At 48.3% G+C, this 26,632-nt stretch carries 23 protein-coding genes and 1 pseudogene; all 24 read right to left on the bottom strand.

The features are described 5' to 3' along the window. Positions 1-11 precede the first annotated feature (11 nt). The 24 genes and pseudogenes from ACKGJP_RS13145 to ACKGJP_RS13030 all read right to left on the bottom strand — a co-directional run bounded on the left by ACKGJP_RS13145 (position 12) and on the right by ACKGJP_RS13030 (position 26,522). Positions 12-605 carry a hypothetical protein gene (locus ACKGJP_RS13145; protein ID WP_409346083.1) on the bottom strand — a complete coding sequence of 198 codons (594 nt, stop codon included), beginning with the start codon at positions 603-605 and terminating at the stop codon, positions 12-14. 18 nt (positions 606-623) lie between these two features. After that, positions 624-1,328 (bottom strand): Crp/Fnr family transcriptional regulator, encoded by a 705-nt coding sequence (locus tag ACKGJP_RS13140; protein WP_409346082.1) that lies wholly within the window; start codon positions 1,326-1,328, stop codon positions 624-626. Between the two features lie 72 nt (positions 1,329-1,400). After that, positions 1,401-1,865, bottom strand: coding sequence for an NUDIX hydrolase (locus ACKGJP_RS13135; RefSeq protein WP_409346081.1), 465 nt, complete (start codon positions 1,863-1,865; stop codon positions 1,401-1,403). A gap of 228 nt (positions 1,866-2,093) precedes the next feature. Then, complete coding sequence (locus ACKGJP_RS13130; protein WP_409346080.1) at positions 2,094-3,044, bottom strand: sugar phosphate isomerase/epimerase family protein; 951 nt, start codon at positions 3,042-3,044, stop codon at positions 2,094-2,096. 27 nt (positions 3,045-3,071) lie between these two features. Beyond that, a complete protein-coding gene (locus ACKGJP_RS13125) occupies positions 3,072-3,815 on the bottom strand; it encodes an HAD family hydrolase (RefSeq protein ID WP_409346079.1) in 744 nt (247 codons plus the stop codon). A 38-nt stretch (positions 3,816-3,853) separates the two neighbouring features. Next, positions 3,854-4,651, bottom strand: coding sequence for a DeoR/GlpR family DNA-binding transcription regulator (locus tag ACKGJP_RS13120; RefSeq protein ID WP_409346078.1), 798 nt, complete (start codon positions 4,649-4,651; stop codon positions 3,854-3,856). A gap of 12 nt (positions 4,652-4,663) precedes the next feature. Next, positions 4,664-5,689, bottom strand: a complete 1,026-nt coding sequence (locus ACKGJP_RS13115; protein ID WP_409346077.1) for an ABC transporter ATP-binding protein — start codon at positions 5,687-5,689, stop codon at positions 4,664-4,666. Beyond that, complete coding sequence (locus ACKGJP_RS13110; RefSeq protein WP_409346076.1) at positions 5,686-6,495, bottom strand: ABC transporter permease; 810 nt, start codon at positions 6,493-6,495, stop codon at positions 5,686-5,688. Before ACKGJP_RS13110 ends, ACKGJP_RS13115 begins: the two co-directional genes overlap by 4 nt. Further along, complete coding sequence (locus ACKGJP_RS13105) at positions 6,492-7,340, bottom strand: ABC transporter permease (protein WP_409346075.1); 849 nt, start codon at positions 7,338-7,340, stop codon at positions 6,492-6,494. The genes ACKGJP_RS13110 and ACKGJP_RS13105 overlap by 4 nt, the downstream gene beginning before the upstream one ends. Before the next feature lie 30 nt (positions 7,341-7,370). Then, entirely contained in the window at positions 7,371-8,480 is a 1,110-nt protein-coding gene (locus ACKGJP_RS13100; protein WP_409346074.1) for an ABC transporter substrate-binding protein, read from the bottom strand. Between the two features lie 191 nt (positions 8,481-8,671). Continuing rightward, positions 8,672-9,799: a Ger(x)C family spore germination protein gene (locus tag ACKGJP_RS13095; protein ID WP_409346073.1), complete on the bottom strand. Its 1,128-nt coding sequence runs from the start codon at positions 9,797-9,799 to the stop codon at positions 8,672-8,674. 5 nt (positions 9,800-9,804) lie between these two features. Then, positions 9,805-10,893 carry a GerAB/ArcD/ProY family transporter gene (locus ACKGJP_RS13090; protein ID WP_409346072.1) on the bottom strand — a complete coding sequence of 363 codons (1,089 nt, stop codon included), beginning with the start codon at positions 10,891-10,893 and terminating at the stop codon, positions 9,805-9,807. After that, positions 10,871-12,371 (bottom strand): annotated as a pseudogene (locus ACKGJP_RS13085) (spore germination protein). Before ACKGJP_RS13085 ends, ACKGJP_RS13090 begins: the two are co-directional and overlap by 23 nt. A 148-nt stretch (positions 12,372-12,519) precedes the next feature. Beyond that, positions 12,520-13,443 (bottom strand): ROK family protein, encoded by a 924-nt coding sequence (locus ACKGJP_RS13080; RefSeq protein ID WP_409346071.1) that lies wholly within the window; start codon positions 13,441-13,443, stop codon positions 12,520-12,522. A 13-nt stretch (positions 13,444-13,456) separates the two neighbouring features. Beyond that, positions 13,457-15,208 (bottom strand): class I mannose-6-phosphate isomerase, encoded by a 1,752-nt coding sequence (locus tag ACKGJP_RS13075; RefSeq protein ID WP_409346070.1) that lies wholly within the window; start codon positions 15,206-15,208, stop codon positions 13,457-13,459. Between the two features lie 391 nt (positions 15,209-15,599). Beyond that, positions 15,600-16,385 carry a DeoR/GlpR family DNA-binding transcription regulator gene (locus tag ACKGJP_RS13070; protein WP_409346069.1) on the bottom strand — a complete coding sequence of 262 codons (786 nt, stop codon included), beginning with the start codon at positions 16,383-16,385 and terminating at the stop codon, positions 15,600-15,602. Between the two features lie 308 nt (positions 16,386-16,693). Beyond that, positions 16,694-17,809 (bottom strand): Gfo/Idh/MocA family protein, encoded by a 1,116-nt coding sequence (locus ACKGJP_RS13065; protein ID WP_409346068.1) that lies wholly within the window; start codon positions 17,807-17,809, stop codon positions 16,694-16,696. A gap of 36 nt (positions 17,810-17,845) precedes the next feature. Next, positions 17,846-18,541: a histidine phosphatase family protein gene (locus tag ACKGJP_RS13060; RefSeq protein ID WP_409346067.1), complete on the bottom strand. Its 696-nt coding sequence runs from the start codon at positions 18,539-18,541 to the stop codon at positions 17,846-17,848. A gap of 16 nt (positions 18,542-18,557) precedes the next feature. Continuing rightward, positions 18,558-19,430: a sugar phosphate isomerase/epimerase family protein gene (locus ACKGJP_RS13055; RefSeq protein ID WP_409346066.1), complete on the bottom strand. Its 873-nt coding sequence runs from the start codon at positions 19,428-19,430 to the stop codon at positions 18,558-18,560. A gap of 87 nt (positions 19,431-19,517) precedes the next feature. Further along, positions 19,518-21,110, bottom strand: a complete 1,593-nt coding sequence (locus tag ACKGJP_RS13050; protein ID WP_409347151.1) for an extracellular solute-binding protein — start codon at positions 21,108-21,110, stop codon at positions 19,518-19,520. A 37-nt stretch (positions 21,111-21,147) separates the two neighbouring features. Further along, positions 21,148-22,050, bottom strand: a complete 903-nt coding sequence (locus tag ACKGJP_RS13045) for a carbohydrate ABC transporter permease (protein WP_409346065.1) — start codon at positions 22,048-22,050, stop codon at positions 21,148-21,150. Next, the gene (locus ACKGJP_RS13040; protein ID WP_409346064.1) at positions 22,044-22,988 is read right to left on the bottom strand and encodes an ABC transporter permease; all 945 of its coding nucleotides are present in this window, start codon (positions 22,986-22,988) and stop codon (positions 22,044-22,046) included. Before ACKGJP_RS13040 ends, ACKGJP_RS13045 begins: the two co-directional genes overlap by 7 nt. A 223-nt stretch (positions 22,989-23,211) precedes the next feature. After that, on the bottom strand, positions 23,212-23,973 hold the full coding sequence (locus tag ACKGJP_RS13035; protein WP_409346063.1) for an MgtC/SapB family protein: 762 nt from the start codon (positions 23,971-23,973) through the stop codon (positions 23,212-23,214). Positions 23,974-24,155: 182 nt separating this feature from the next. After that, entirely contained in the window at positions 24,156-26,522 is a 2,367-nt protein-coding gene (locus tag ACKGJP_RS13030) for a helix-turn-helix domain-containing protein (RefSeq protein WP_409346062.1), read from the bottom strand. Positions 26,523-26,632 lie beyond the last annotated feature (110 nt).

The raw sequence follows: 26,632 nt of genomic DNA, 5'->3' as shown, positions 1-26,632 counted from the left end.
TTCACCCCTTCTTAGCCCCGGAACCGTTTGAAAAACAACCCTGATTTATTCATATAATCCGACATCCACGAAAATAAAAGGGGACTTAGAATTGCAGCCGTAAGCGTGTTGCTGACTTGCATCCAGGCCCAGACTGTACCCCACGCCACGCGAACCGGAACCTTTTGAAAAATAATCAGATTAAGCGCCACCAATGCTGTACCCGCCAACATACCGGCTATTACCACAAGTATAAAATGCACTCTGTCTTTCAGACTTTCTATCTTCACCTTGCGAAACATGACACCCGGTATAAAGCCCATCATAAATTGCGCCAATAACGCCAACGGGTAGACCGCAGGATTCATACCTACCACAAGCATGGACAATATATTACCGACAACTAAACCGGCCGATCCCCAAAGGCCGAACCAGACTCCGAATAGAGGAGCGAAGACAGCAGCCGGATAAATCGCCTGAATCGTTCCGATCTTAATAGGAAAATACCGGGATATATAAATAGTCGCTCCATAAATCAACGCACTGATGACGATGGCAACGATATGGCGAGCCGAGACACCTTTTTGTGCTAAACCTCTTTGCATGGGGTTGGATAATTGAGACATCTAGAATCACTCCTATCGTTATTTGTTCTCAAGCTCTTCTAACTCTTTCTCTATCAAGTAGCGGCTCCACTCGTTGCATATGATCTGATTTTTTTTCACGAAAATGATCCTGCGATCCTTAAGATCTTTTAAAATCCGGTTTATGCTGCGTACCGTAACGCCCCACTCTAATGCGATATCATCGCGCGAAAAGGAAGTAATAAACGCTACATGCTCATTAAAATCGAAATGCTCGAGCTGCTTGTATAAATAACGAATCAATCTGTGACGAAGGGACATAGACATGTGATCAATCGATTTTTGTGCGGCCGTATAGAGTTTTTTAGAGAGTTGTGCATTCAAAAATAATAAGAAATTTCGGTCTTCTGCGATCCATCTACGGTATACATCAGTCTTCAGTGCAAGCACGGTCCCTTTAGTTGATGCTATAACCGAACCCACATAAGGCCGGTCGAGCGCTATCTCAATATCACTGATTAGTTCCCTCGGATAAAGGTACGCCACAATCACCAAATGTCCGTCATCCAACGTATGCTGCACTTTAAATTCACCTTCGATGACGATATAGAAATATTCAGGTATCCTTCCTTGCTCACAAACCGTCTCTTGAGGCTGATAATGACGAATGTTCCAGTGAACCAAAAAGTCGGACGGCATATTGACGAGCATATCGTGTAACCAACTATATTTTTGTTTAAACTTGTAAATGATACCGTCGATCATTGCTAATCCCCTCGTATCCTTGGTTCATTTACCTTATTATGCCTGGAATGAACGAGGGAATACAAAGGCCTGCTACTCACTCCGCTCTCCTGTAAGAATCCTTTTTGCAGCCATTCGAACCGATAGCGGCAGCGGATTTTCGTCCAGCTGCGCAGCAGACAACCATACGCCCCCTTCTTCACCCTCATGGGGCTTCCCTTGTTCACCTATTATTTGTCCCAAATAGATGAAATCGATATGATCGTGTTCATCGTCTATAGGCTCAAGTTGAATGGCAATAGGTGAAGATAGTAGCTGTACTCCGTCTTCGAATGGATCATTTGGAGCAGGGGATAAGAGCTTTATCGGATAACCGGTCTCTTCCAAAACTTCTCTCAACGCCGCTTCATCCGGTGTTTCATTCGGTTCCAGATGCCCACCGGGCGGAAGAAAAAAGCCCAGAAAAGGAGGTTTCCTCCTGCGAACGAACAACAAGGCTTCCCTGCTCTCGTTAAGCACATAAACAGTTGCACTACATTCACGCCGGCGTTTCTCCATTGGTTCCATATCTTCCTTTTCGCCCTCCGGTTCAAATGTATATTGTGACGATTTCCAATTTCATTAAACAATGAAGCCTCCAGTTGGCGAAAGGACATTTGTCCCAATTAACAATCTCTTAAAATCCCGCTTTATTTGCCGTGAATATGAAGGCTTAATCTCTCTACATAAAAAAAGTGCTTAACATTACTTTTGATAAGTAAATGTTAAGCACTCCCCGCTATGCTGTTACCGGCAATACTTGTCTCTCAGAGCCAGCGTATACTTGACGGATTGCTCCACGCCTCTTTCTTGATCTGCAATCATTTGCTCCAATAGTTTTTGCGGAGGATAATAATAATCGAGCGGTTTGATGACGGACAAATCATAAGGAGGATTCCCGACTTTAAACGCTCCTTCGCCGACTTCGAATACGCCTCCGGCCCCCGGTTCTCTTTTGAAAGCAGTGGCGTAAGGGAAACACATTTCCACATTGATCCGCGTAAGGCTCGACTGCTCGACAAGTATTTTGAAAATTTGCTCCAAGTCGATGCTGCCGGTCCCGACAGGAACGCCGCATACCCGATAATCGTCACCGTCATGAACGATGATGTGGTCTTTGAAATGGGTGGTGAATGCATACGGCGCTAATTTTTTAACGGCTTCGACCGGATCTTCCCATGCCATCATGCTGTTTCCGACATCGCAATGCGCGCGTACCCAAGGGCTGCCGACTTCCTTGACGATGCCAATAATTTCGTTAGCCAGCTCGAACTCATGGTTTTCCACCGCCAGCTTGATTCTGTATTTCTGCAGCAGCGGCACAATGTGTCGGATGTTTCCCGGGGCTTCCGCCAGCTTTTCCGGTTCGAAATTGTCCATACGAATATAGGTCCGGATCACATCCGCCCCGATTTGATGGGCGACTTCGATGACTTGCGCCAAATGCTCCGGATCGGTACCGTTCGTATCGATTTCGGCAAAAAATCCGTATTTCTGAATTTCCGCCTTTACTCTTTTCAAATAGCCCCGTTCGAACGATTCGAGCGTCCCCCATCCGGGAAGTCCCGGCCATTTGATTATGTTCATCATAACCCCGTCTAAGCCCAGTTCGGCTGTCTTTGTAATAAACTGAAAAATATCCATTCTTCCTGTAATAAAATGCAGATGATAGCTTTCCGTTTCCAATCCGATTTTCATGTGCGCTTTCTCCCATACTCTGTTTTTTTAATGCCAAATCAACCGTCCGTCCCCCGTCACGATGTCTCCGACTGTGCGGAGCACGAGATCGGCACCCTGCAGCTCGGACAATCCGCTGACGCCCGAAAGAACGCCGATCGCTATACCTGCCGAACCGTTTCTGGCAAACCGGATATCCGTCAAAGTGTCGCCCGCAACGGCCACTTCTTCTGCACGCAAACCGCCAGCCTCGCAAAAAGCGCGAATCATGCTTGGATTCGGTTTCTTATCAAAGCGATCCGATGTGCCGATAAAGTCGAAATAAGCAGCGACACCCGCATGCTCCAGAAAAAAAGTCGTCGATTCCAGATCGTCCGCCGTTGCAATGCCGATTTTAAGCCCGTGGCGGCGAAGCTGCCCGAGCAAACGGTGCAAATCCGCGGTCGGCTTTAAATTGTGCCGGTTGGATTGGGTCAGCCGGTAAAGCTCTTCGGTCAGCCAATCCTGCAAAAGCTCCAGCTTATCCGGATTCGTCCCTCTCTCCCTGAGAACGCGCATGAACGCTTCCGCTATATCCTGCGTGGTGCCGCTGGCGAGTATCCCCTTCGGGTCTATATGATTTCCGTGCAAACCGATGGCGCAGAGCAAGCTTTCTTTGGCCGAAGGATCGTCTTGCAAGCCGTAGTCTTCCAGCAGAAGATCCGCCGTTTGCGTCGCCACCGGCACCCAGCCGGAATAAAAGTCTATTAAAGTGCCGTCTTTATCGAATAAAATGCCCTTGATTTGTTTCAACGTATGCTCACCCAGTCTGTTCGATTCTGTAGGTTGTTTTATCCGCGCTCGGAAGTATCCTCGTCCGCTGTAATCCAGTCGATGTTTTCCAAATACGGCTTCCATGACGGAGGCGCAGCCTGATCGCAAACGATGGCGTGAAGCTGATCCAGCTGCGCAAATTTGCATAGCGCCTCTACGCCGATTTTGGAATGATCCGCGAGAATGATCGTTTCTTTGGCGACTTGAATCATTTTGCTAGAGATCGAATAATCTTCCAAACTGTACTCCGTCACGCCGGCAAGCGATATTCCCCCTGGGGAAATGAACGCTTTGTTTACGCTGAACAAGTCCATCATTTTTTCGCATACCGAACCTCTTGCCGAATATTGCTCCGCATCCAATTCTCCTCCCAGCAAAATGACCCTTCCATGGAACAAGCCTTGGTTCAAGGAATCCATCAGGGTGTGGGCCGCAGGCACCGAATTGGTCAAAATGGTTACTTTATTCACGCCGCGAATGCAATGGGCCATTTCGAGAATGGTAGTCCCTATACCCATCACGATCGTATCTCCGTCTTTTACCAGCTGCGCTGCGAGGTGGGCCACTTTCTTCTTTTCTTCTTGATGAACCTGTCTCCGCTGGGCAAACGGCGGCTCTCCGAGCTGAAAATTGATTTTGACGGCTCCGCCGTGCACGCGCTTGAGCAGTCCTTCCTTCTCCATCAAATCGAGGTCCCGCCGGACGGTTTCCATCGATACGTCAAGAAGGCGGGCCAGCTCAGCCGCGTTCACCTTCCCGTAAGCTTGCAGCCGCTCAAGAATCGCGGTTTTTCGTTCAACCGACAATACGGACATGGCGTTCTCCCTCTATTCCAATAAAGTACAGGCTTCTTCCGGAATCCGGACGTTAACGAACAATCCTTCGTCCAATGCGCCTTTGTGCGGAACATTCAGTTCGTCGACCGTTACGGTCGCGTCCTGTGACTGAACCAGATAACGGCGCACATTGCCGCGAACGGTCGTGCTCCGAATGACTCCTTCCAGCCACAATCCCCGGTCCCGGGGGCCGGATTGTGCGTCGGCGTTCGGATGCAGCTCCATCACTTCCGGACGGATCGCATACGTTCCGGGCTTCAGCGCATGTCCCGTCAACCGGAAAAGATCCCCATTCGTCAATACATTATAGCTGCCGATAAATCGGGCCACAAATTCATTTTTCGGAGAGGCGTATATTTGCTCCGGCTTGCCTTGCTGGACGATCTCCCCGCCGTTCATCACAAAAATGCGATCGGAGATCGTCATCGCTTCCTCCTGGTCATGCGTGACGAAAATCATCGTCATCTTTAAATCCCGCTGAATGCTCCGCAGGTCGCTTTGCAAGCTTTTGCGGATTTTGGCGTCCAGCGCGCTTAACGGTTCATCCAGAAGCAGGATGTCCGGTTCCGTGACAAGCGCTCTGGCCAGGGCAACCCGCTGCTGCTGGCCGCCGGACAGCTGGTGCGGATACGCCGGCTCTTTGCCGGTCAAATGGACCAGCTCGACCGCTTGCTTCACCTTCGCGGCAATTTGCTCCCGCGCCAGCTTTTTCATTTTCAGCCCGAAGGCGATGTTATCGAAGACCGTCATATTCGGGAACAGGGCGTACGATTGAAACACCATGCCTACATTCCGGCGCTGCGGGGGAAGCTGGGAAATATCTTTATCGTTAACGCGAATCGCCCCGCCGTCCATCGTTTCGAGTCCGGCTATGCAGCGGAGCAGCGTGCTTTTGCCGCAGCCGCTCGGCCCGAGCAAGGTGACGAGCTCTCCTTTTTCGACGCTCAAGGATACTTGCTGCAGAACAGCGGTTTTTGCGTATCGCTTAAACGCCCGATCGATTTGTACGTAGCTCATGCTGCATTCTCCTTGATTTCTACTTTGTTCCGGAAGCGTGTGCCGAGCCTCAGCATCAGCCAGGAAACGAGCAGCACGATCACGAAATACGCAATGACGATGGCGCTCGACATATGGCCGTTTTCGTTCAGCCGCCGCATCAAATAAATTTGGATCGTTTCATAATGCCCGCCGATAAGGAAATTGGCCATGACGAACTCGCCGATCAAGATCGAGAACGATAGCAGGGCGGATATCAAAATGCCGTTTGCGATGTTCGGCGCGATGACAAGCGCGAATGCCTTGATTTTGCTTGCCCCGAGTATTTCGGCCGCCTCCATCAGCTTTCTTGCGTCGATGGCGCGCAGACTATTCCGGATCCCTTGATACATATAAGGAATGATAAGCACGTAATACGCGCCGACCACAATCCAGATCGTTCCGGACAGCACAACAGGGCCGCTCGAGTACACCTTGATCAAGCCTACGGCCGCTACCACGCCCGGAACGGCGAAAGGAATCATTGCAATGGTTTGCAGGAAACGCTCAAGCTTCGGCACATACATGAAGACGACGAATACGGTCAGCGACATGGTCGTCACGCTCGCGGCAAGGGCGATGAGCGATACCGTCATCGTTCGCCCGACGGCCGCCAGGAACCGCGAATCGGTAAACAGCTGCTTATACCAGTCAAGCGTATAGGAAACCGGCAGAACCGTATGGCTCCACTCTTTGGCGATCGAGTACATGAACGTACCCGCCAAAGGCAGGATAAGATATGCGATCGTTGCGAAGACGAAGATATAGGAAATCCATTTTTTGCTCATGACAAATCTCTCCTGAACCGCCGCATCAGGCGTTCGTTGCACCACATGGCCCCGACCATCATCAGTCCCAAAATGACGGCGAGCGCGCTTCCGAGCTGCGGCTGGGCGGCTACGTCTCCGGCAACCAAAGAACCAATGCGGATCGTCAGCAAGTTGTAGTTGCTTCCGACGAGCGCATAAGCCGTTGCGTAAGTGCCCATCGCATTGGCGATCAGAATGCTGAATGTCCCTGCTACGCTCGGCAGCAGCACGGGCATTCCGACATGCCGCCAAAATCGGAACGTCGACGCCCCGAGCAAAGCGGCGGATTCACGCCAGTTCTTCTGAATGCCCGAGTAGGCCGGATAGAGCAGCAGAATGGCCAAAGGAACTTGAAAGTAAACGTACACGGCCACAAGTCCGCTCCAGCTGTACAAGTTGAACGTCTCCGTCAAATTCCATCCCCATTGTTTGAACAGAAGCGTAAAAAGTCCGCTGTTTCCAAGCAAAATAATGTAGGCGAACGCCAGCGGCACGCCGGAAAAGTTGGACGTCAGATTGGAAAACGTAATCATGAACGTTTGAATCTTTTGGGGCATTCGCGTAATGGAATACGACGCGATCAGAGCAATGACCATACCGATAACACTGGAATACAACGAAATGAGCAAGCTGTTGACTATGCCTTTGGAATAATAAGGACTGGTCAAAGCGGTTATATACTGCTCGAGCGTATAGGTCCTGCCGTCGTCGGCAAGGAAGCTGTCATGGATCATGGCCAAGAGCGGCAGCAGCAGGAACGCGACGACGAGCAGGACGAACGGGAGCAGCGTAACGATGACAAACAGCGTTACCTTGCGATTCATGCGGATTTCCCTTTCCTAAAGCCGTGAGAGCTAGTTGATGTGAATCAACACTTGCTCCTGCCACAGCTTCGGCAATTTTTTGGACGTTTCTCCCCAAGCGTTATAATCTTTGATGGTCTTCGCATTTTTGTACTGCTCGGCAGGAATCAGCTTCTTGGCGACATCGTCCGGCAGCTTCACGTTTTCGCGGATCGGACGGGCATAGCCTTTGGCCAGGTTGATCTGTCCTTCGTCGCTCAAAATAAATTCGCGCGCAGCCTTGGCCGCATTCGGATGGGGCGCGTACTTGTTGATGATGGTGGAATAGCCGCTGCTGACGCTGCCTTCCTGCAGGATGCTGACTTCAAAGCGGTTCGGATCGATTTGGTCGCGGTAGCCTAATGCGTTAAAATCCCAAAGTAATGCGACGGCTACCTCACCCTTTTCCAAAACGCCGGTGTTGATTTCCAAAGTGGTCAATCGGTGCTGCTTGGCCAATTTCGCATAAAAGTCCAAGCCCGGCTGAATGTTGCTCTCGTCTCCGCCGTGCCCCATCGCCGCCGCCAATACGCCCATTTGCGCCTGTGTCCCTTTGGTAACGTCCGTAATCGACACCTTGTAATCGCCTTTAAGGATATCGTCCCACGTTTTCGGCGGGTTTTTCACCTGCTTCTTATCGGTGATTACCGCGATTGTGCCTTGATACGCAACCATCCAGTGCCCATCCTTGTCTTTCGCCCAATCCGGGATGTCGTTCCAGTGCGCCGGCTTGTAGGGCATCGTTACGCCTTTATCCTTCGCGATCGGTCCGAACGAAATCCCTACATCCCCGATGTCAGCGGTCGGATTGTTCTTTTCCGCTTCGAATTTGGCGATCTCCTCCGCGCTCGATAAATCGGTATCCGTATGGGATAATCCGTATTTCGCGGCGATATCGCTCCAAGTTTCCTTCCAGTTGGCCCAATTATCGGGCATTCCGACACTGACGACCTTTCCCTCTTTTTTGGCCTGCGTTTCTATTTCCTCGAGCGTCAATTCCTTCGCCGGAGCGGGGCTGTTGCTTGCCGCTGGCGACGATTGCTGCCCGGAGCCGCAAGCCGATATTCCTAATGCCATCACACTGATTGCCAAAGCTGCTTTCCATGAGAGATGTTTTTTCACGATGTTCTCCTCCGTAATTTGGCTTTTTGTGCGTATTTGTTGTTTTTAATGACAATTTCATTATGCAATCGCAACGTTATCCACAAATCAACTGCACGTAAATAATTTGTAAAAATGGGGCGATCGTTTTCAGCGATTTGCAACAAGACAAAGAGAAAGGACCGCCTGAGGCGGCAGCCCTTCCCGATTCGTTAGTTAATAATTCCTTTCTTCGAAATGTCTACTTGAATCTCAGGAGCAAATTGCACGTTTTGATAGTTGCTATCCCAGTTTCCCTTCTGTTTCTTCCATATTTGGGGATGGAACGCCATGAGTTGTCTGCCTACACCTAATCCGTCGCAGCGGGCCTTTTGCATGTTTTCAAGCGTTTGTTTTGCCAAATCCGTCATTTCCTTAGAAAGATACCGGTTCAATTCCGCGATTATTTTTTTGTCTTCTAAGCGATCTTTCGGATATTCAATGATACTCGCTTTCCATTTTAAATCCAGCTTTACCGTAATTCGATCGTCCGATTGAATCAGCACTTTCATTTTTCGTTTTGATTTTTCTGCATCGAAGGTCAAAAAGTCATAACGATTTTGACGATCCTTACTATTCTGGATGTTTATTTTTTTGGTGAATCTTGCCACTTTCCACTTGCTGTCCTTCAATAATAAATACATCGTTGATTCATCAGGACTCAGTGTGCCTGTAAATTGATTATTATGAAACATGGCAACACGGGAAACTTCCACGCGGGATCCTTTTTCCGCAAGGTAAGGAAGAACAAAATCTTCTCCGGGATCCATCATAATCGGATAAATCGTTTCAAGGGTCACTTTGGGAACCGTTGTAGTCTCTTCTTTGCTCTTGATTAATTCGTCAATTTCTTCTGCGATCAAGACATTTCCAACTTTTTTAAGGGAAAGTATATCTGCCGCATTCCCTTTTGCCACTCCGATCCTGGCGTTTAAGGCACTCTTGGGATCACGGTAAAAAACCTCGAGAATCGGATAAATATCCTGTTTAGCCAAATCTTCTCCGATGAGAATAAACCGATTTTTATAAGCGCGAAGATGCCGCGATATTTGATCGTCCGCAAGATCCCGGGCTTCCCTTGGCGTATTGCCGACCGAGAATATAATATCGTTTTTGGGACTCTGTTGTTCGCCCGACGGCGCATCCCGGATGACAAAGGTGGAGCGGAGCTTGCCGTTCGGCGCGAGATCAAACCCTCCTCCATAATGCAAACGAGCATTCTTTAAAAGATCTTGATCCCAGCAGCCAGTCATGAACAGGGGGATGACCATTACCGCACATAAACGGCAAATCCTTTTCATCCGACTTACGTCCTCCTTTTTCTAATCAAATACGTGAAACAGAGCAGGATCAAAGGAAGCCCGACCACAAATGTATAATGAGTAATTGAAATCATTCGATCGTAGAAGTCGGTGATCGCCGGGTTTTGAGCAATCATAGCCATAATAAACAGGATGAATATGGTATAGGGGACGGCTTTTTTATGTTCGCCCCGATGAAAGAAGCGGCCCAACCCGACCGTTGCCATGTATATCCAAGAAACCAAGGCATTGCTGACTATTAAGACCCATAACGATAAGAAGATCAAGTCGATCCGTTGAATGACCTGAAAAGAAAAACCTTTTAGCATATAGAGAAGAGGTTCCGAAACCGCAGGCATGACCGCCGGACTGAAAATGATTAATGAGGTAAACACCTCAAATGTATAAAAAAGCGTAATCAACATATTGCCTAAAGAAACTGCCTTTAATTTCCCGCCGCTATTCCCTTCGACAAAGGGATAAATGACCAAAATAGCTTCATACCCGACTAAAGGAAACAACGCCTCATTCGCAGCTTTGATGATATTGCCCCATCCCGCTTCTGTTATTGGAAAAATGTAACTGAAGTTCGCATTGACGTAGCCGCACAAGGATAATACCACCATCACAATGATCGTTAACGAAGAGATGACAAACAATCTGGCAATCACACGAAGATTTTCTTTAACCAAGTACATACAAGTGAGAAGGGCAAGAATTAATAATGCCCATCTGGGCGTTTCCAGCAGCACCCATCTTTCCACGACATCGGCAAACTTGGCTAGAACCGTTCCTGCCGAAAGCAGAAAATAGCCAATATAAGCAAAGCAAAGCAGATTACCAAGAAGTTTCCCGGTAATTTTCGGTAAGAAACCGTATATCGTATCGGAAGGAAATCGTTTGCAAAGAGCCCATAGAATGAAAATAATTACTTGTACGGCCAATCCGGCCAATAAGACTGAAATCCACCCTCCCCCTTTGGCGGTTGCTTGCATTTTATGAGGAAGCGATAAAATTCCAACCCCTACTTGGGACTGTACGATAAAAAACATGAGCTGCCCTTGCGTAATCTTACTCTTTTCCGGGATCATCATGTTCCCACCCTCTTGAATTTCCTTCTTGATTAAACCTTTTGGGATGCGGATCATGGGGGCGTTGGTTCAAATTCCAGATAGGAAATCGTATAAATGTATCTTTCAAATCTTTAATTCGAAGAGGCATGACAGGCGCAAAGTAGGATGAACCAAAGCACTCTAATTTACATAAGTGAATTAAGATGAAAAGCATCCCAAACGTAATCCCGATCAAACCGAACATCGCAGCCAGGAGCATGAGCGGAAAGCTCAGAATGCGCGTTGCTGTGCTCATTTCGTTAGACGGTGCCACAAAAGATGAAATAGCCGTTAAGGCGACGACGATAACCATGGGATATGAAATCAAACCTGCTCGCACGACCGACTCGCCGATAACCAAAGCCGCCAACGATACCGATGGTTTGACCTACCCTGCTTGGCAAACGAACCCCCGCTTCACGCAGTACTTCCAAGGTAACCTGCATAATTACAGCCTCTACAATAGGTGGAAAAGGGACCCTGTCTATACTGCTTTTAACGGAAAAAATCAAATTTTCCGGAAGAATTTCGGGGTGAAAGCCAATTATGGCAATATATAAAGCGGGAATTAGCGATGCGATGATAAAACTTACCAAACGAATCAATCGAACAAACGATCCGACAATCCACCCGCCATGATAATCATCCGGACTTTGATAAAAGGCAAAGAACGTCACCGGTAAAATTAGCGCAGACGGGTCTCCTTCAGATAAAATAACTACACGGCCTTCCATAAGATGAGCTGCCGCCCGATCCGGTCTTTCCGTATATAAGATTTGCGGAAATAGAGATAACGGGTTATCCTCAATCATTTCTGCAATGAATCCGGGCGAAATCACGGTGTCCATCTTAATGTAACCGACTCTTCGATCCACTTCTTTGACCAGATCCGGATTCGCTAGGTCCTGCATGTAGAGAAGAGCTATTTTTGTTTTGGTTGCCTTGCCGATCTGGTAATAACGAACGGCCAGATTCGGATTCTCAATGCGCTTTCGAACCAGATAAAGATTCGTCATGAGGTGCTCTATAAAACCATCATGAGCACCGCGAACAACCCCTTCGTTTACTGGCTCCGAGATACTCCGTTTATACACGGCAGCTGCATCGACAATAATGACTTCTCCAGCACCTTCAAGTAACAGTGCACAATTCCCTTGAATGAGGTCGTGAGGCACCTCGTGAAGATCCGATGTTTTCGTAATCCACGCAGAAGTAATGACTTCGTCCAAGGTTCCTTCTTTTTTTTCTTCTATAGGCCGGATGATCTCTTCTTGAATGGTCTGTTGATCGGAAAGGGATTCTAAATAAACAAGGAGTCCCTCCGATTGATTAAACCTAATTCTCCGCCATTTCAGATCACTAGAATGAAGCAACTGTTTTTCAATGTATTCCTTATTTTTTTCTAACGAAGAGCAAACCTTCATTTCCATCTGCGGTCTGTTTATTGTCCGGTTGTTCAAAAACAATTTACTAAAAAGATTCATCAAGCTCCACCCAGGTCCATTCCAATTTTCGTTATTTTATCCATTAAAACGAGCGTTATTCCAAGATGCCTTTCACGAAATAGGATGGCAACCCTATTCAAACAAAAATGAGCCCAAAAGGGGCTCATCCAACAAAATCATATATTCCTTTAAACGTGCTGAAAAGCGTATTTCGACTCACCTTTACATCCGTTTGGACATTCATCCTGGCCAGTTCCTCGCAAAAAGCAGGCACGAACAAACTGCCGCTCTTGGAAATTTGACCGCCGATCACGATGGTGTCCGGCGCAAAGGCCCGGAGCGACGGGGCCGCAATAGCGGCCATTCGTCTGCCGAACTCCTCGAACAGCAGTTCCGAAGCCCGATCCCCGGACTTGGCTTCAATCGCGAAATCATGAACGTCGCGACCCTCGAGTTCCAATCCCAGCTCTCCGGCTAATTGCAGAATCCCCCGTCTTGAGATCCAATCATCCGCAAGTTTGCCCTGATAGGGAATGTTGTACAGCCATCCCTGTTCCGGAACACCGTCGCCATGCTTGACCAAGCGTCCGTTCTCCAAGAAACAGGAACCGAGGCCGGTACCGATCGTAAGGCATACGGCTCTTTCGGAATCGCGGGCTTCTCCATAGGCGGCTTCGCCGAGTCCGAATAACGCGGCGTCGTTCTCGAATCGAATGCCGAACGATGGGGCGAGCCGAGCCGCCAGTTCCCCATTTGATCGGATGGCTTGCTCAAGCAGTTTACCGACGCGTAGACCGTACAGGGATTCGAACTTGCCCAATCCCCGGATGCGGCTGATCCCGTTCTCGTAATCGAAAGGGCCGGGAAACGCCATGCCGAGTCCTCCGACCGGCAATGGTTCCTTCCCTGCCTTGACGACGACACGGGCGGCAATTGCCGCGAAATGCGCGATAATCTCCTCGGCGCTTCGATCCGCATGCGATTCGTAATGAGAGACCGTCGATTCGACGATTGAACCGCCGATAACCGCCGCAGCCTTGATTTGCGTTCCTCCGACGTCGAAGGCTAGTATGATGGCCTGATTCATTTCATCACGCCTCCTAAGCTCTTACATAAGCTTTGATGATACCGATCGTCTTGCCCTGACTTGGACCGCTTGGCGCAATGAGATAAGCATCAACCGAAGCCGGTACGATGAATGTCTCCGCATATCGGACGACAAACGGCTCGAACTCTCCGGTCGGACTTTCGACGGTCGCCTCCATGCCTTCGACCAGGTTAAGCATGTGAACGCTGCCGTTCGCTTCGTGCAATACCGGCTCCGAAAACCAGTAACGACGGGTTTCAATAAACTGGAGCTCGTGCATGCCCGTGCGTTCTTCCTTCCAGCCCTCTCCTTCCGCAACGGCCTCCACGCGGTTTACGCATTCCGAGGAAATCCATTCGGTCGTCCTGTTCCATTGGATGACGTTGCTTCCATGCTCCAAGTGAACCGGACGAGGCTTACCGTCGAGGCCGAGACGATCCCAGTCCCATAGCTTGAACGTGAAAATGTAAGGTGTAGCGCTAATTTCCAGCACCATGCAGCCCGTTGCCGAGCAGTGCACCGTTCCGGCGGGAATGAGGAAATGGTCGTGCTTCGCCGCGGGATATACGTTAACGTATTGCTCTGCGGGGAACGTGAAGCCCCCATCCTGCGCTTTGTGCAAATCCGCCATCATCGCATCCGGTTCAACATTGTCCTTGAACCCCAGATACACTACCGCTCCCGGTTCGGCTTCGAGCATATAATAGCTTTCGTCTTGCGTATACGCCATACCGAACGTGTCGCGGATATATTCGGTCGTCGGATGAACTTGCAGGCTGAGGTTTTGCCCCCCGATCGTATCCAGAAAATCGAAGCGGATCGGGAATTCCGCGCCAAACCGCGAATAAACTTTCTCGCCCAGCAGCTTGACCGATTCGAAAAAGACGAGATTGATAGCCGGCAGTTCCATTCTGATGTCACCATATTGAAAATAAAGGCTATTTTCCTCCGGAACCCCGTCGAAACCCCAAGCATACGGATGTTCCCGCTTGGGCAGATCGATATTCGCTTCCAACCATGTTCCGCCCCATACGCCTGGATCGAAATAGGGAACGAGCCGAAACGGCTGGCTTGCCGTTTGGGCGAATCCGGCGAACAACGCTTGCCGGGTGATCATCTTCGGCTCATCTTTAACATTCGTATCCAAATAATAATCGATTCGGTCGAATAATGATTTTTTCAGCCGGTCCGCCATTCGCCATTCGAAGAAGAACCCTCGTTTATAGAGGCGCAAAATATCGTTCTCGACATGATTCATCCGCCAGTTGCCGACTTCCTTCGCCCGATAGCGCTGTTGGATCTCCCAGCGGGCCAAGTCCGCATAGACGAGAATGTCGCCCTCGACGATCAGCGAAGCGCCGAACCCGATTACGACCGCAATCCCGGCCTCTACTGCATCCAGACGATGCCGCATCTCTTCGATTTTACTAGAATCGTAAAATTCATCGATCGTGAACGGCGCCATGTAACCGAATACCCGATCGTCCGTCATGTAGCGTTCGACTATACGATCGACCTCGGACGGAACCAAAGCCGCGTCTTCCGAACGGATCAAGGCTACCGGCAGGAGAGAAGCGGTCAAGCCTGCAACAATCTCCTCCTGCCTGACACCCGGGTAACATTCCACGACGACGATTGCCTTCTGCCGTCCTTTTTTCGCAAGAGCTTCTTTTATCGTCTCACCGATAGCCTCATAACCGGCCCAAACCTCGTTGTCCCAATGACGTATCCGAATAAGCGGATCTTTGTTGTATAAGCTGCGCATACGCTCCCCAGGCTCCTTTATCTCTTCGTATCATATTCAATCATAATATATCATAAATTAACACATATGAACACATTTATTTCTCGTTTTGGAATAGTCCATCACGACAAAAAGTCTCGATCCATGATCGAGACTTTGTTGCAAAACGTCTTCCGAGGCTTCAACTTCTTTTACCGGGCACCTTTCTCCCGTATTTGTCGGATACAGCAAGGTAACCGCGCGAATCGGTCCCGTAGCCATCAGATCATAGATAACGGTAGGAGCAGGCGCATACTCCCCTTGCGCAAAGATAGGGGTGTTTTTTCATCCTTGCCACTCCGGTTCGGCTTGCCTTTGAACGATTTTACCGACGAGATTTCCCGTCAAGTTCTAAATGAACATTGATAATTAATTAAGAAACGGGAACGATATGCAGCTCGACGCCGCTGTCTTTGATCAATTCCTTATCTGCATCCCGGATTCCTTCATCGGTAACGAATACATCGATTTCGGACAAGTCTGCCACCTTAGTAAGATAGCAGTTGCCGATCTTGGAAGAGTCGAGGATCATGACGACCTTCTTGGCCGCTCGAATCATCGCTTTCTTGACCTGAGTGTCCAGAAGGTTGGGATCGGTGAAGCCATTTTCAGTCGTGTAGCCAAGTGCGGATATAAAAAGAGTGTCGGCATGGTAGCGCCCAAAAAATTCTTCGGCGAGAGGGCCGATGAAAGTGCCGGATACTTCGCGAAGCATGCCGCCGCAGCAAATAATCGACCGTCTTTCCGTAACGAGAGGCCGGAAAAGGTTCAGCGTATCGAGCCCGTTCGTCAAAACGGTCAGCTGGGGATAGGCGCCGAGAAACTCCGTCATACGGGAAACGGTAGTTCCGTTCTCCAGAATGATCACGTCCCCGTCATGCACGAACCGTTCAGCCGAATAGGCTGCCAAACGGTTTTTGACGTCGCGGTTGCGCGCTTGCTTGGAGGCCGCGTCCGGCTCTCCGATGGAAGATACGGCGCCGCAATAAACCGCGCCGCCATGGGAACGCGTCACTCGGTTCTCATGCTCCAGCGTGTTCAGATCGCGTCTGATCGTCATTTCCGACACGCCGAAATGGTCGCTTAATTCTTTCATTGTCGCTGCGCCGCGTTGCGACAAAAAATCCAAAAGCGCTTGTTTTCTTTGCAAGGGAAGCATAACTGCACCTCAAGTTTTTTCATTCATTCTAACACAAATGAACAATCTCGACAAAAATCTTTCATTCCTCATGCGGGTTCTCATTAAGGATAAACGCCTTTCGGCGTCCTTTGGCGCCAGACGTTTACCGAGAAATCGAACAATCAGCGGAGTTTATACTTTCTGAGATTTTATGAAAAACGCCTTGCGGCGTCCTTGGAGTAGGATCTACGTTTGCGCGTGGGGGAGGGAATGGGTATGGGCTTTCAACCGCTCTTGAAAAATAAGATCTGCCGCTTAAAACGGCAAATCTTACTCCTTGTTCCTTTTTATTCCCAAGACACTTGCTGGAACGTGCCCGTTAACGCCGATTGCTTCGCTTTCAAACACAGAAGCGCGCTCTGCAGACCGTCGTCAAGCGTCGAAACCGATTCCGTACCGCCCTGCATCAGCTCGATGAAGTTTTTCGCCAGCACGCTGTCGCCGCCGAAATGGCCTTCGTCTCCGCTGAATTCATACGTTTCGACTCGTGTCGAATGGTGCATGAACACTTTGACCTGTCCGGTGTAGAAATCGAAATCGATCATCCCTTTGTAACCGAGGAACCGCGCTCCGCGGGCAGCCGCCTTTTTCCGCGCGAAAAAGTTTTGCGAATACGATACGTGCATCCCGGATTCATAACGGATGAGTGCGCTGCCGGAGTCTTCGTTGCCCGTATCTTCCGCGAACGAACAGAACGCCCTTTCATCCTTCCCGAACTTGCTTTCGGGACATGTCCGGTTTTCGTCGCAGTCTACGCATTTTAATCCGGAAGGCTTTGTCCCTTTAAAAATTTGTTTCGATACCATGGCGGCGACGCTTTCCGGCTTCGTACCGAGTACAAGGTTGATATAATCGAAGTCGTGCGTCGCCTTCTGCAGGAACAAACCGCCCGTTTCATTCTCGTCGCGGTACCAGCCCTGGAAGTAAACATGTCCATAAGGTACATTGTTGACGGCTTGAACATGCTCTACCATGCCGATTTTTCCGGAATCGACGATTTCCTTGACCAGCTGGACGAGCGCAGTAACGCGCAGCGGGAACGAAACGACCACCTTGCGGTTGCCCGAGGCTTCATAGCCTTTCTTTAAGCGCTGTGCATCCTCGAGTGTCGTAGCCACCGGCTTTTCCAGGAAAAGCGGCAGACCGCTGGACAACACCTTGAGCGCCATCGGCGTATGAAGCGAGCAGCGCGTACCGATCATGATGCCGTCCAGTTGCATCGCGTTCAGCATCTCTTCCGGCGTTTCGAACGTCCGCACGTCTGCGTTCTCCTGCTGAACTTTATTTCTTTTTTCCGGATTTACATCCACGATAGCCGCCACACGGCAATTCGGAGAATGTTTTTGCACATGTTTAATAACGCCGCTAATCCGGTTTCCATAGCCGATTACTCCGATATTCATGACCACAGTCTCCCCTAACCACTACTCGTATCGCATTCAAGCTTCATTGCCCAAAAGTCCGGCGGTCGACATGTTCAGCCCCGCCTCGTGCAGATGGGCTACGCTTCCCAGACCGATACAGCGGGGAACCGCCCATTCCCGACTTCTCTCTTCGAACAAAATCGTCGTAACGGAGCTTGGCGGAAGCCAAAATCCGCTCCAAACAAGCGGTAAAGGGAGCTCGAGCAAATGGGCCAGCCAGGTGACCCCAAACCCGTGATGGCAAAATACGGCGATCGTTTCGCGGTTCGGCGACGCGATGCGGTACCTGCCCTCTTCTCTTACATAGCCATGACGCTGTAAAAAATCGTCCGAATCCGCTTTGAGCTGATCGTAAGCCTGCGCGTATTCGCGATAATGATCACTTTCCGGCCATATTTCATGGCTGGGGTAAGGCTGGACGGCACGAACGGTTTCCCCGGGAATATTCCAGGCCGCGATTTTGCTGTCCGCGAAAATAACGGGATTCAAGCTCAATTCGCGGGTCCACGGTTCGATGACCGGATCGATTCCTAGCAACTCGGCGGTATACTGCATGGTATGGACCGCTCGGTTGACCGGTGAGCTGTAAATCCGGTCAATCCCTTCCTTCTTCAGCCTTTGAGCAAGCGCCTGTGCTTCCAAATGTCCTGCTGCCGTGATCGTATCATTGGGATAATCCGGGTCGGCGTGACGGATTAATAAGATCCTCATATCGACTTAACCTCCGTTACCCGTTATCTTTTCCCAGCGAGACAACATAATTGCCCAGCTCCAGCGCAAATTTCAGGCCGGCATCCCGAATCCCGTCGGGAAGCTTGTTTACGCCATTATGCGCTTCATAGGTAAAATCGCCGCTATATCGGATTTCTTTGAGGGCCTCCACCAAATCGGTCCAACCGATTGTGCCTTGGTACGGAAGAAGATGCTGGTCTTTTACGCCGTCGTTGTCGTGTATGTGCAGCGCCTTCAACCGGCTTCCGAGCATCCGGAATGCAGATGCCTGATCAACCATCATCACGTGGGCATGACCCGTATCCCAACAAGCGCCGATCAGCGGATGATCGAGAGCGTCGACGAGTTGGACGAGTTCCTCCGCAATCGCGAAAACGCGGTTAAAACCAGGAACATAGCACACGTTTTCAAGAGCGATACCTACTCCCGTTTCTTCAAGCACAGGAAGTAGACGACGGTAAAAATTAACATTGCAATCTAGTATTTCCTGGTATGATTCTTTTCCGTCCTTCGCGATATCGGATGGGTGAAAGACGACCCAGTGAATGCCAAGGATGGCAGCCGTCCTCAGGGATCTCTCCGCAAGACCGACAAACGAATCGAGCGTCATCCCTGCGACAAGGTTCGTAAATGTTCCCCCGTGAACAGGCCCGTGCATCTGGGTGAATCGGACTCCCAATTGATCAGCGTAAGCGCGTATTTCCTTCGCCCACGCTTCTTCCTCGCTCCAACTGATTTTCAGCATCTCATTTTGTAAATCCCAGTAATTCATGTCCAAAGCTTGAAAGCCGGCCGACGCACATCTCCGGATTGCTTCGAACCTGGTTACGGAATTATTAAAAATATTTAATGATGTAGATACTTGCATAAGGAAAAAACTCCTTCCTCAATTTCGATTGTCCGATTGAGATAACGATCCCCCTCCAGTAAGAAGAGGGGGATTTAATGAAAACTATTACTTTTTGTACCGATCATAAGCAGCTTTATAAATTTTCATATAATTGTCAAGACCCATTTTCTGCAAAGTCGCCGTGTATTTATCCCATTCCGTAAACGGTATGCTTCCTGTAATGAATTTGGCCTGCATTTCTGTCACATACGTAGTGATATCCGTTTGCAGCGCAGACAATTTGTCCAATTCCTCAACCGTGTACGTAAAAGGCGGCCAAATTTCTTTAGGGTATTGGGACTCTACCTTCTTGGCAGCTTCGGCGGAGGCAGGCGTTCCTTCCGCTCCTTTGAAAAATTGCGGCTTCAGAAGGCCGGCATAACCGCCGCCAGGCCAGACCAAGTATTGCCCGACCGCTTGGTCCTGCGTCAAGCCTTTCGGATTGTTTTTGATTTCATCCATATACTCATATTGACCGTCGGCGGTCTTTGTGTAAGTAACATTCTCGAAGCCCATGAAAAACATTTTTGCGCCTTCGTCACTGTACAAATAATCGATCCATCTCATCGTGACATCGGGATTTTTATTGCTCTTGGTAATGACAAATTGTCCGATCCCCATAGCGAGCGATCCGGCATTCGCGTATAGCTGCTCCCCGTTAGGTCCTTTCAACGGCAATCCGCCGATGTATCCCTTTTGCTTCCATGCGACTTCCGGATTGTAGCCCGGATGAACCGCATACTTTCCTTGCGTTCCATTTGCGATCATTTGATCCCTGTTTGCCGAGAATATGTCCTTGTCCAGCAGTCCTTCGCTGTAAAGCTTGGTTATATACTGCAGCATTTCTTTATACTCCGTGGAGGCCGGAATAAACCGCAATTCTCCCGTTTTCGGATCCACGTCAACGTTACCATGCGATGTTCCCCGGTTTCCAAGTCCCCATGCACCTTTTAGGTGAGGGATTAGGCTTGTTATTGCACTGCCGCCAATCGGGATAATATTCGGATCCTGTTCTTTGACTTTCTTCAGGAAGGTATACAGCTCTTCCGTCGTTTTGGGTTCCGACATACCTACCTTGTCAAGCCACTGCTTTTGATACCACAGGAAGCTTCCCGAACGCATCGCTTTGAACGACGGATCGGCCATAGTCGGAATCGAGTATATGTTTCCGTCGGGCATTGTGATCGCTTTCTTTACCTCCGGGTTTTGATCAATAAGCTTCTTGATATTAGGTGCATTCTTCTCGATCAGGTCGTTAAGCTTGATAAACGCACCCTGCTGCCCGTATTTCTGCAAATCCGATGCCGTAAAGCCGCTTCCAAAAAAAGCATCCGGATACTCTCCGCTTGCCAAAACAATATTCTTCTTCTCTTTCAACTGATCGCTGGGAACTTCGGTCCACTCGACGTTGACATTTGTCATTTTCTTATATTCGTTCCAAAGCTTGATGTCGTTCAAGTTTTGCGAGGCGAATCGCTTCGGCGCGAACATTTTGATCGTGACCGGATCTTTAACAATAGGCACCCCTGACGAAGTCAGATTTGACTGAGTTTCCGTCTTTTTCGGTTCGGTCTTTTTATCCCCGTCGCCGCCGCCGCAACCGGTTAATAGAGATGAAACCATAACTGTTCCCGTCGATAAGGCAATCCACTTTTTCATTTTCAACTGTAAACCCTCCCTCGAATGGTTACATCCATTACCCCTTAAGAGCGCCAACCATAATTCCCTTGGTAAAGTGTTTTTGAATCAACGGGTAAAGCATCAGAACAGGCAAGTTGGCAACGATAATAACCGCATATTTAATCGTTTGCGCCAATAGAATCTGATCGGTCATCGCTGTCGAGCTTCCCGCCATTTCTTCCATCTGATTCTGCACCAATATTTCTCTCAAAACCAATTGAAGCGGAAACTTATGATGATCGGTTAAATAAATGAGCGCGCTGAAATACGAATTCCAATGTCCTACACTGTAAAACAATGTCATTACAGCAAGGATCGGCATCGAAAGCGGCAAAATAATCTTCAGCAGCAATTGAAAATCGGTGACTCCGTCGATTTCCGCCGCCTCTTGGATCTCATGCGGAATGCTCTGCTGAAAAAACGTACGCATGATGATAATGTTCCATATCGATACTGCGCCCGGAATGACAAGCGCCCATACCGTGTTTAACATGCCGAGATTTTTCACCAGCAAATAACTGGGAATCAGCCCGCCGCTGAAGAACATGGTAAAAACGAACAGAGCCATGACGACATTTTTACCGGCCAAATCTCTTCGCGATAAAGGATATGCCGCTAGAACCGTCAACACAAGATTGATCGACGTACCCAATAACGTGTACATAATCGTGTTGAGATATCCGGTCAAAATTTCTTTGTTCATAAATATTCTCTCATAGCCAAGGAACGTGATATTCATCGGCCACAGCCACATTTTGCCGCTGTTTACCGCCTGCGGATCACTGATCGACGCGCTTAAAACGAATATGAGAGGATATATGACGACAAGAAGGATAATACCCAACAATCCGTAGTTGACCCAGTCGAACACGCGGTCGCCTCTCGACTGTGGCGCTACCGCATTGGCCTCCTTTACCATAAGCTGCTCCCTCCGGCTCTTCTGGCAAGGAAGTTGACCGTTACCAGCATAATGAAGTTGATGACGGCATTAAACAAGTCAACAGCCGTCGCGAAGCTATATTGGGCCTCCATAATTCCGCTGCGGTATACGAAAGTGGAGATCACATCGGAACTATCCATATTTAAACTGTTTTGCATCAAAAAAATCTTTTCAAAACCTACTCCGAGAATGGATCCCGCTTTCAAGATGAGCAGAATCACGATGGTCGGCATAATGCCGGGAATATTGATGTGCCAAATTCTTTGCATCCGGGAAGCCCCGTCCACTCTGGCCGCTTCATGCAGCTGCGGATCGATTCCGCTCAAAGCGGCTAAATAAATGATCGAACTCCATCCCATTTGCTGCCAAACGCCCGACATGACGAAAATCGTCTTAAACCATTCCGGTTCCGTTATAAAGTTTATCGGTTCTCCGCCAATTAGCTTGATGAATAGACTGACGATTCCGGTTTCAGGTGCCAGGAATATCATTATCATGCCGACCAGAACGACAGTCGATAAGAAGTGAGGCATATACGTGACCGTTTGGATAAGCCGCTTGTAGAAATTATGCCGTACTTCATTGATCATAAGCGCCAGAATGATTGGAACCGGAAACCCGATGGCAAGCTCATACAAGCCGATGCCCAACGTGTTTTTGATCAGCCGCCAGAAATAATAGCTGTCAAAAAAACGTTCGAAGTGTTTGAAGCCAACCCAAGGACTTCCGGTTATTCCTTTTGTCGCAATAAAATCTTTGAACGCAAGTTGAACGCCATACATCGGAAAATAATGGAAAACGATAAAATAAACGATTACCGGGGCGAGCATCACATATAAACGCCAGTTTTTCAGAATCGATTTCCAAGCCCTACGATTGTTCGGTTTCGTAATCACGCTTGTTGGCAAAGCTTCCATCGATACGCAAACACCTTCCCCCAGTTTCTTTGTTTTGGAACGTTCCTGTCCCCTACAATAGTTGTTCACTCGAATTTTTGCCATCGGCAGTACTGTCATCCATCAGCTTACTTTTACATTTGCGTCGCATAGCAAAGAACTTCCACACAATCAGGCACTTTTGACGTTCTTCTCGTTTGAATTTCTACTGTTTCCTTGCAAGCATGCCGGGACGCTCACCCTCCTAGGACGATGACGCCGTGCTAACCATCTCCATTCTTGATCCTGTCACAAAGCTGGATTCCGTCCATAGCACGACGTCCAGCGCTGCAATTTTCTCCAACGCCCGGATTATTTTATGTTCGTTATGAATTTTCAGCGTGAAGCTGATTTGCATCGTCTTTTCGGGAGCGGAAGCCCCGTTTTCATTCGGCATTATCTTCACATTCGCGATCTGGATGCCCTGTTCGCCGAATAGGGAAGCAATCATCCCGAGAACGCCAGGCGTATCGACAATCGCAAATTTGACCTTATGCTTTTTGCGGTGGCGCATCAGATGCTTTTCCCACTTATTGAGCAAATACAAACTGACTATGACGAAAAACGTACATAAGAATGCGACAAACAAAAACCCCGCCCCGACACAAAGCCCAATCGCTGCCACAACCCAAACCGAAGCGGCGGTCGTTAGCCCGGTAACAACGGAACCGTTTCGCAATATCGCCCCAGCTCCCAAAAAGCCTATCCCGCTGATCACTTGTGCGGCGAGGCGGGCAGGGTCGATCCGGACGTTGTTCTCGAGAACAAAGTCCGAAAAACCGTATACGGATAAAAGCATGATCGTGGTCGAACCAATGCAGACAAGAATATGGGTACGAAACCCGGCGGCGTGATTGCTCCATTCACGTTCAAGGCCGACCAATCCGCCTAACAGGGCCGCCAAGGTCATGCGCAAGAACAACTCCCAGTGCGAGATGTGCCAAAGATCTAATGCTGCGCCTGTCATTTGCACTCCCTCCTCTCATAACAGAATGGTATTGTGTCTATAGTAATCATCTACCCGAATGTTGCCATCGGCAGTTATGTCATCAATCAGCTTCTTTTTACAAAATCAAGGCAACGACAAAAAAAGGCCGGAAATTTCCCAGCCCCGCTATCGTAAATGAGTATAATCGTCCACAAAGCGTTTTAAATCAAATTTTCGGCTTCCGGCACCGGTTGGCTGCCTTTAATAATCTTCCTGTACTCCATCGGCGTAACGCCTTCGATTTTTTTAAACTTTCGGATGAAATTGGTTGCATCGACATAACCCGCTTCAAGCATGATTTCCTTTAAAGTCAGCTCCGTCGTTCCGATTAATGTTTTGGCTGCATCCATTCTTAGTTGATCGATATAACGCATGATGGAATAATCCGTATGATCTTTAAAAAATCGTGTAGCGTACGAAGCGGAAATACCGAACGTATCGGCTATCCGGTTAAGGTCGATCGTATTGTCCCGAAAATTGTCGTTAATATAGGCTTTTATGTTTTCGAGCAGCACAAAATTTTTGCTTTCCTTTTGATTCACAATATGATCGCATACATTGCGGCAGAAATCGATAATATAGCTTTCCAATTCTTCAATCGTTTCAAACCGCGGAATATACAAGTCCTCAGACATTTGTTCGATCCCTTGATCGGTTTCGATGTTCAATTCCATGAGAGCCTTCATCATCGTATTGACAATGTCAAAGCAAATAAATTCCACGGCTTCGAGCGACATTTGCCTGGTTACGATACTGTCCATCGTGTCCCTGATGATGTTCTGGACTTCTTCGCCATTCCCCTGTTTGATCGTCTTCAATAACTGCATTTCCAGTTCAAGAGGATACCAGCTTTCGTATTTCTTAGAATATTGCAGCTCGCTGTAGCAAATGATCTGATCTCTTCCCCTAATGAAACGATAACGAGTCGCTTGTTTGGCCTGTAAAAAAGATTGATGAATCATCGAAGGATCGGTATATATATCTCCGATTCCGACGGTCAGCGTCAAATGGTAATCTTGTTTAAAGAGCTGTTTGACTTTGCCAACCAGACGATTAATATACTCAAGCTTGGCGGCTTCTTCGTCCATATTCAGCAAAATAACGATTCCCCGGTCATCCGTCAATTCCGCTCCGAACCCGTTCCCCAGCTCCAAGCACAATTCTTCCGTAATCTTGATTAAACTGTATTTTAGAATCTCCTGCATGGATTTGGAATATTCCTGAATGAATTGATTGTAATTGTCGATCATAAACAACAAGACGACAAAATGCGATTTATCCGGCTGCAAGTTCGAAATGGCGGCCATCGTATCCGGCTGTTCCATTTCTTTAGCGCTTCCCTTAACGATCTTAATTAGAGCTCGTTCCTTTACGATGCTTGCCTGGCTTTGCAGCTTATGCATTAAACCTTCACATTCTTTGTTTATTTCCGATACGTAATCGGTAATCAAGTCGATTTCATTCGATTTTTTGGATAAAACCGTTAAGGGGGCACGCTGACCGTTGCTTATAGCGGCAATCAACTTTCGTAAAGGCCTGTAATTTCTTTCCGCAAACATTACGGCCATCAATAGGCCCAGCATAAATACGGCTCCTATTGTCCAATTAAACAACTGGCGGCTTCGATCGACTTTATTCATCACTTGCTCGCTCGGCATAACCGTGAAGTAGGACCATCCGTTGTAGTCGGATTTTACATTAATGACGGTATAGTTATGATGATTGATCTTCACTTCACTCACGGGAGCCGTTTCCGTTTGTGTTTCGATCCATTGCCGGACCGGTGCTGCATTTTGCTGATTTTCGCCGTGCGAATGCTGTGCAATGACATCGGAGCCGTTCTTAATAAACACGAATCCGCGATTATTTCCCAATGCATTTTGAATGGACTGATTTATTGTTTGTTCATCGATCAAAAATAAGACAGCGCCGTACGGATTGGCCGAATTGTTTGAAACAGGATAAATATAAGTGGATAAGTTCAGCGGTTTTCCATTTATATTGACCGGCTCCAGCGGTCTCATAATGGGCGACTCCATAGTAGGCAATGTACTTAAAAACCGCTCAAAACTCCAATTCTGATAATTATAAATGTAGTTGAAAAAGTTATTCGTATCGTATGTTCCGCTGGCTGCATACATCGATGTGCAGGACGTGCAAGTATAATATAGAACGATGTCGCGGATAAACAGGTTTGTTGATTGGTATTTTTTCAACTCTGCCACCGTTCTGTACGATGAATAGGAATCTTCAGAAACCTTGAATGGGGTCAGCAAAGAATTGGACGCGATTTGCACGGACATCCGGTTCATTTCGCCGATTCTAGTATCCATCTCATCTTTTATTTTGCTCATCTTTGAAACGGTTGACGACTCGATTTCATGACTTAACGTAGCGATAAACGATTGATACACGACACCGCCGACAATTACGAGCAAGGTTACAACAAGTATGATATAGGAGAATAAATAATGATAAAACCGGTTCGTCCATTTATGCTTACCGAAAAAACCGACTAAGTTCCCCACTGTCTTTTCTCCCCTCATTTTGTCACTCTATGAAATTGCTCCGAAACGAAGGAATTACATGCGTTAATTTACGTTAATTTACGTTAATTATAGAGAGTTTATTTGTTTTT

Origin of the sequence: Paenibacillus litoralis, assembly GCF_046244365.1 — a bacterium.
In the GTDB taxonomy this organism is placed as follows: Bacteria; Bacillota; Bacilli; order Paenibacillales; family NBRC-103111; genus Paenibacillus_V.
The sequence above is the reverse complement of the archived record's forward strand: the minus strand, read 5'-3'. Positions and strand labels throughout refer to the sequence as shown.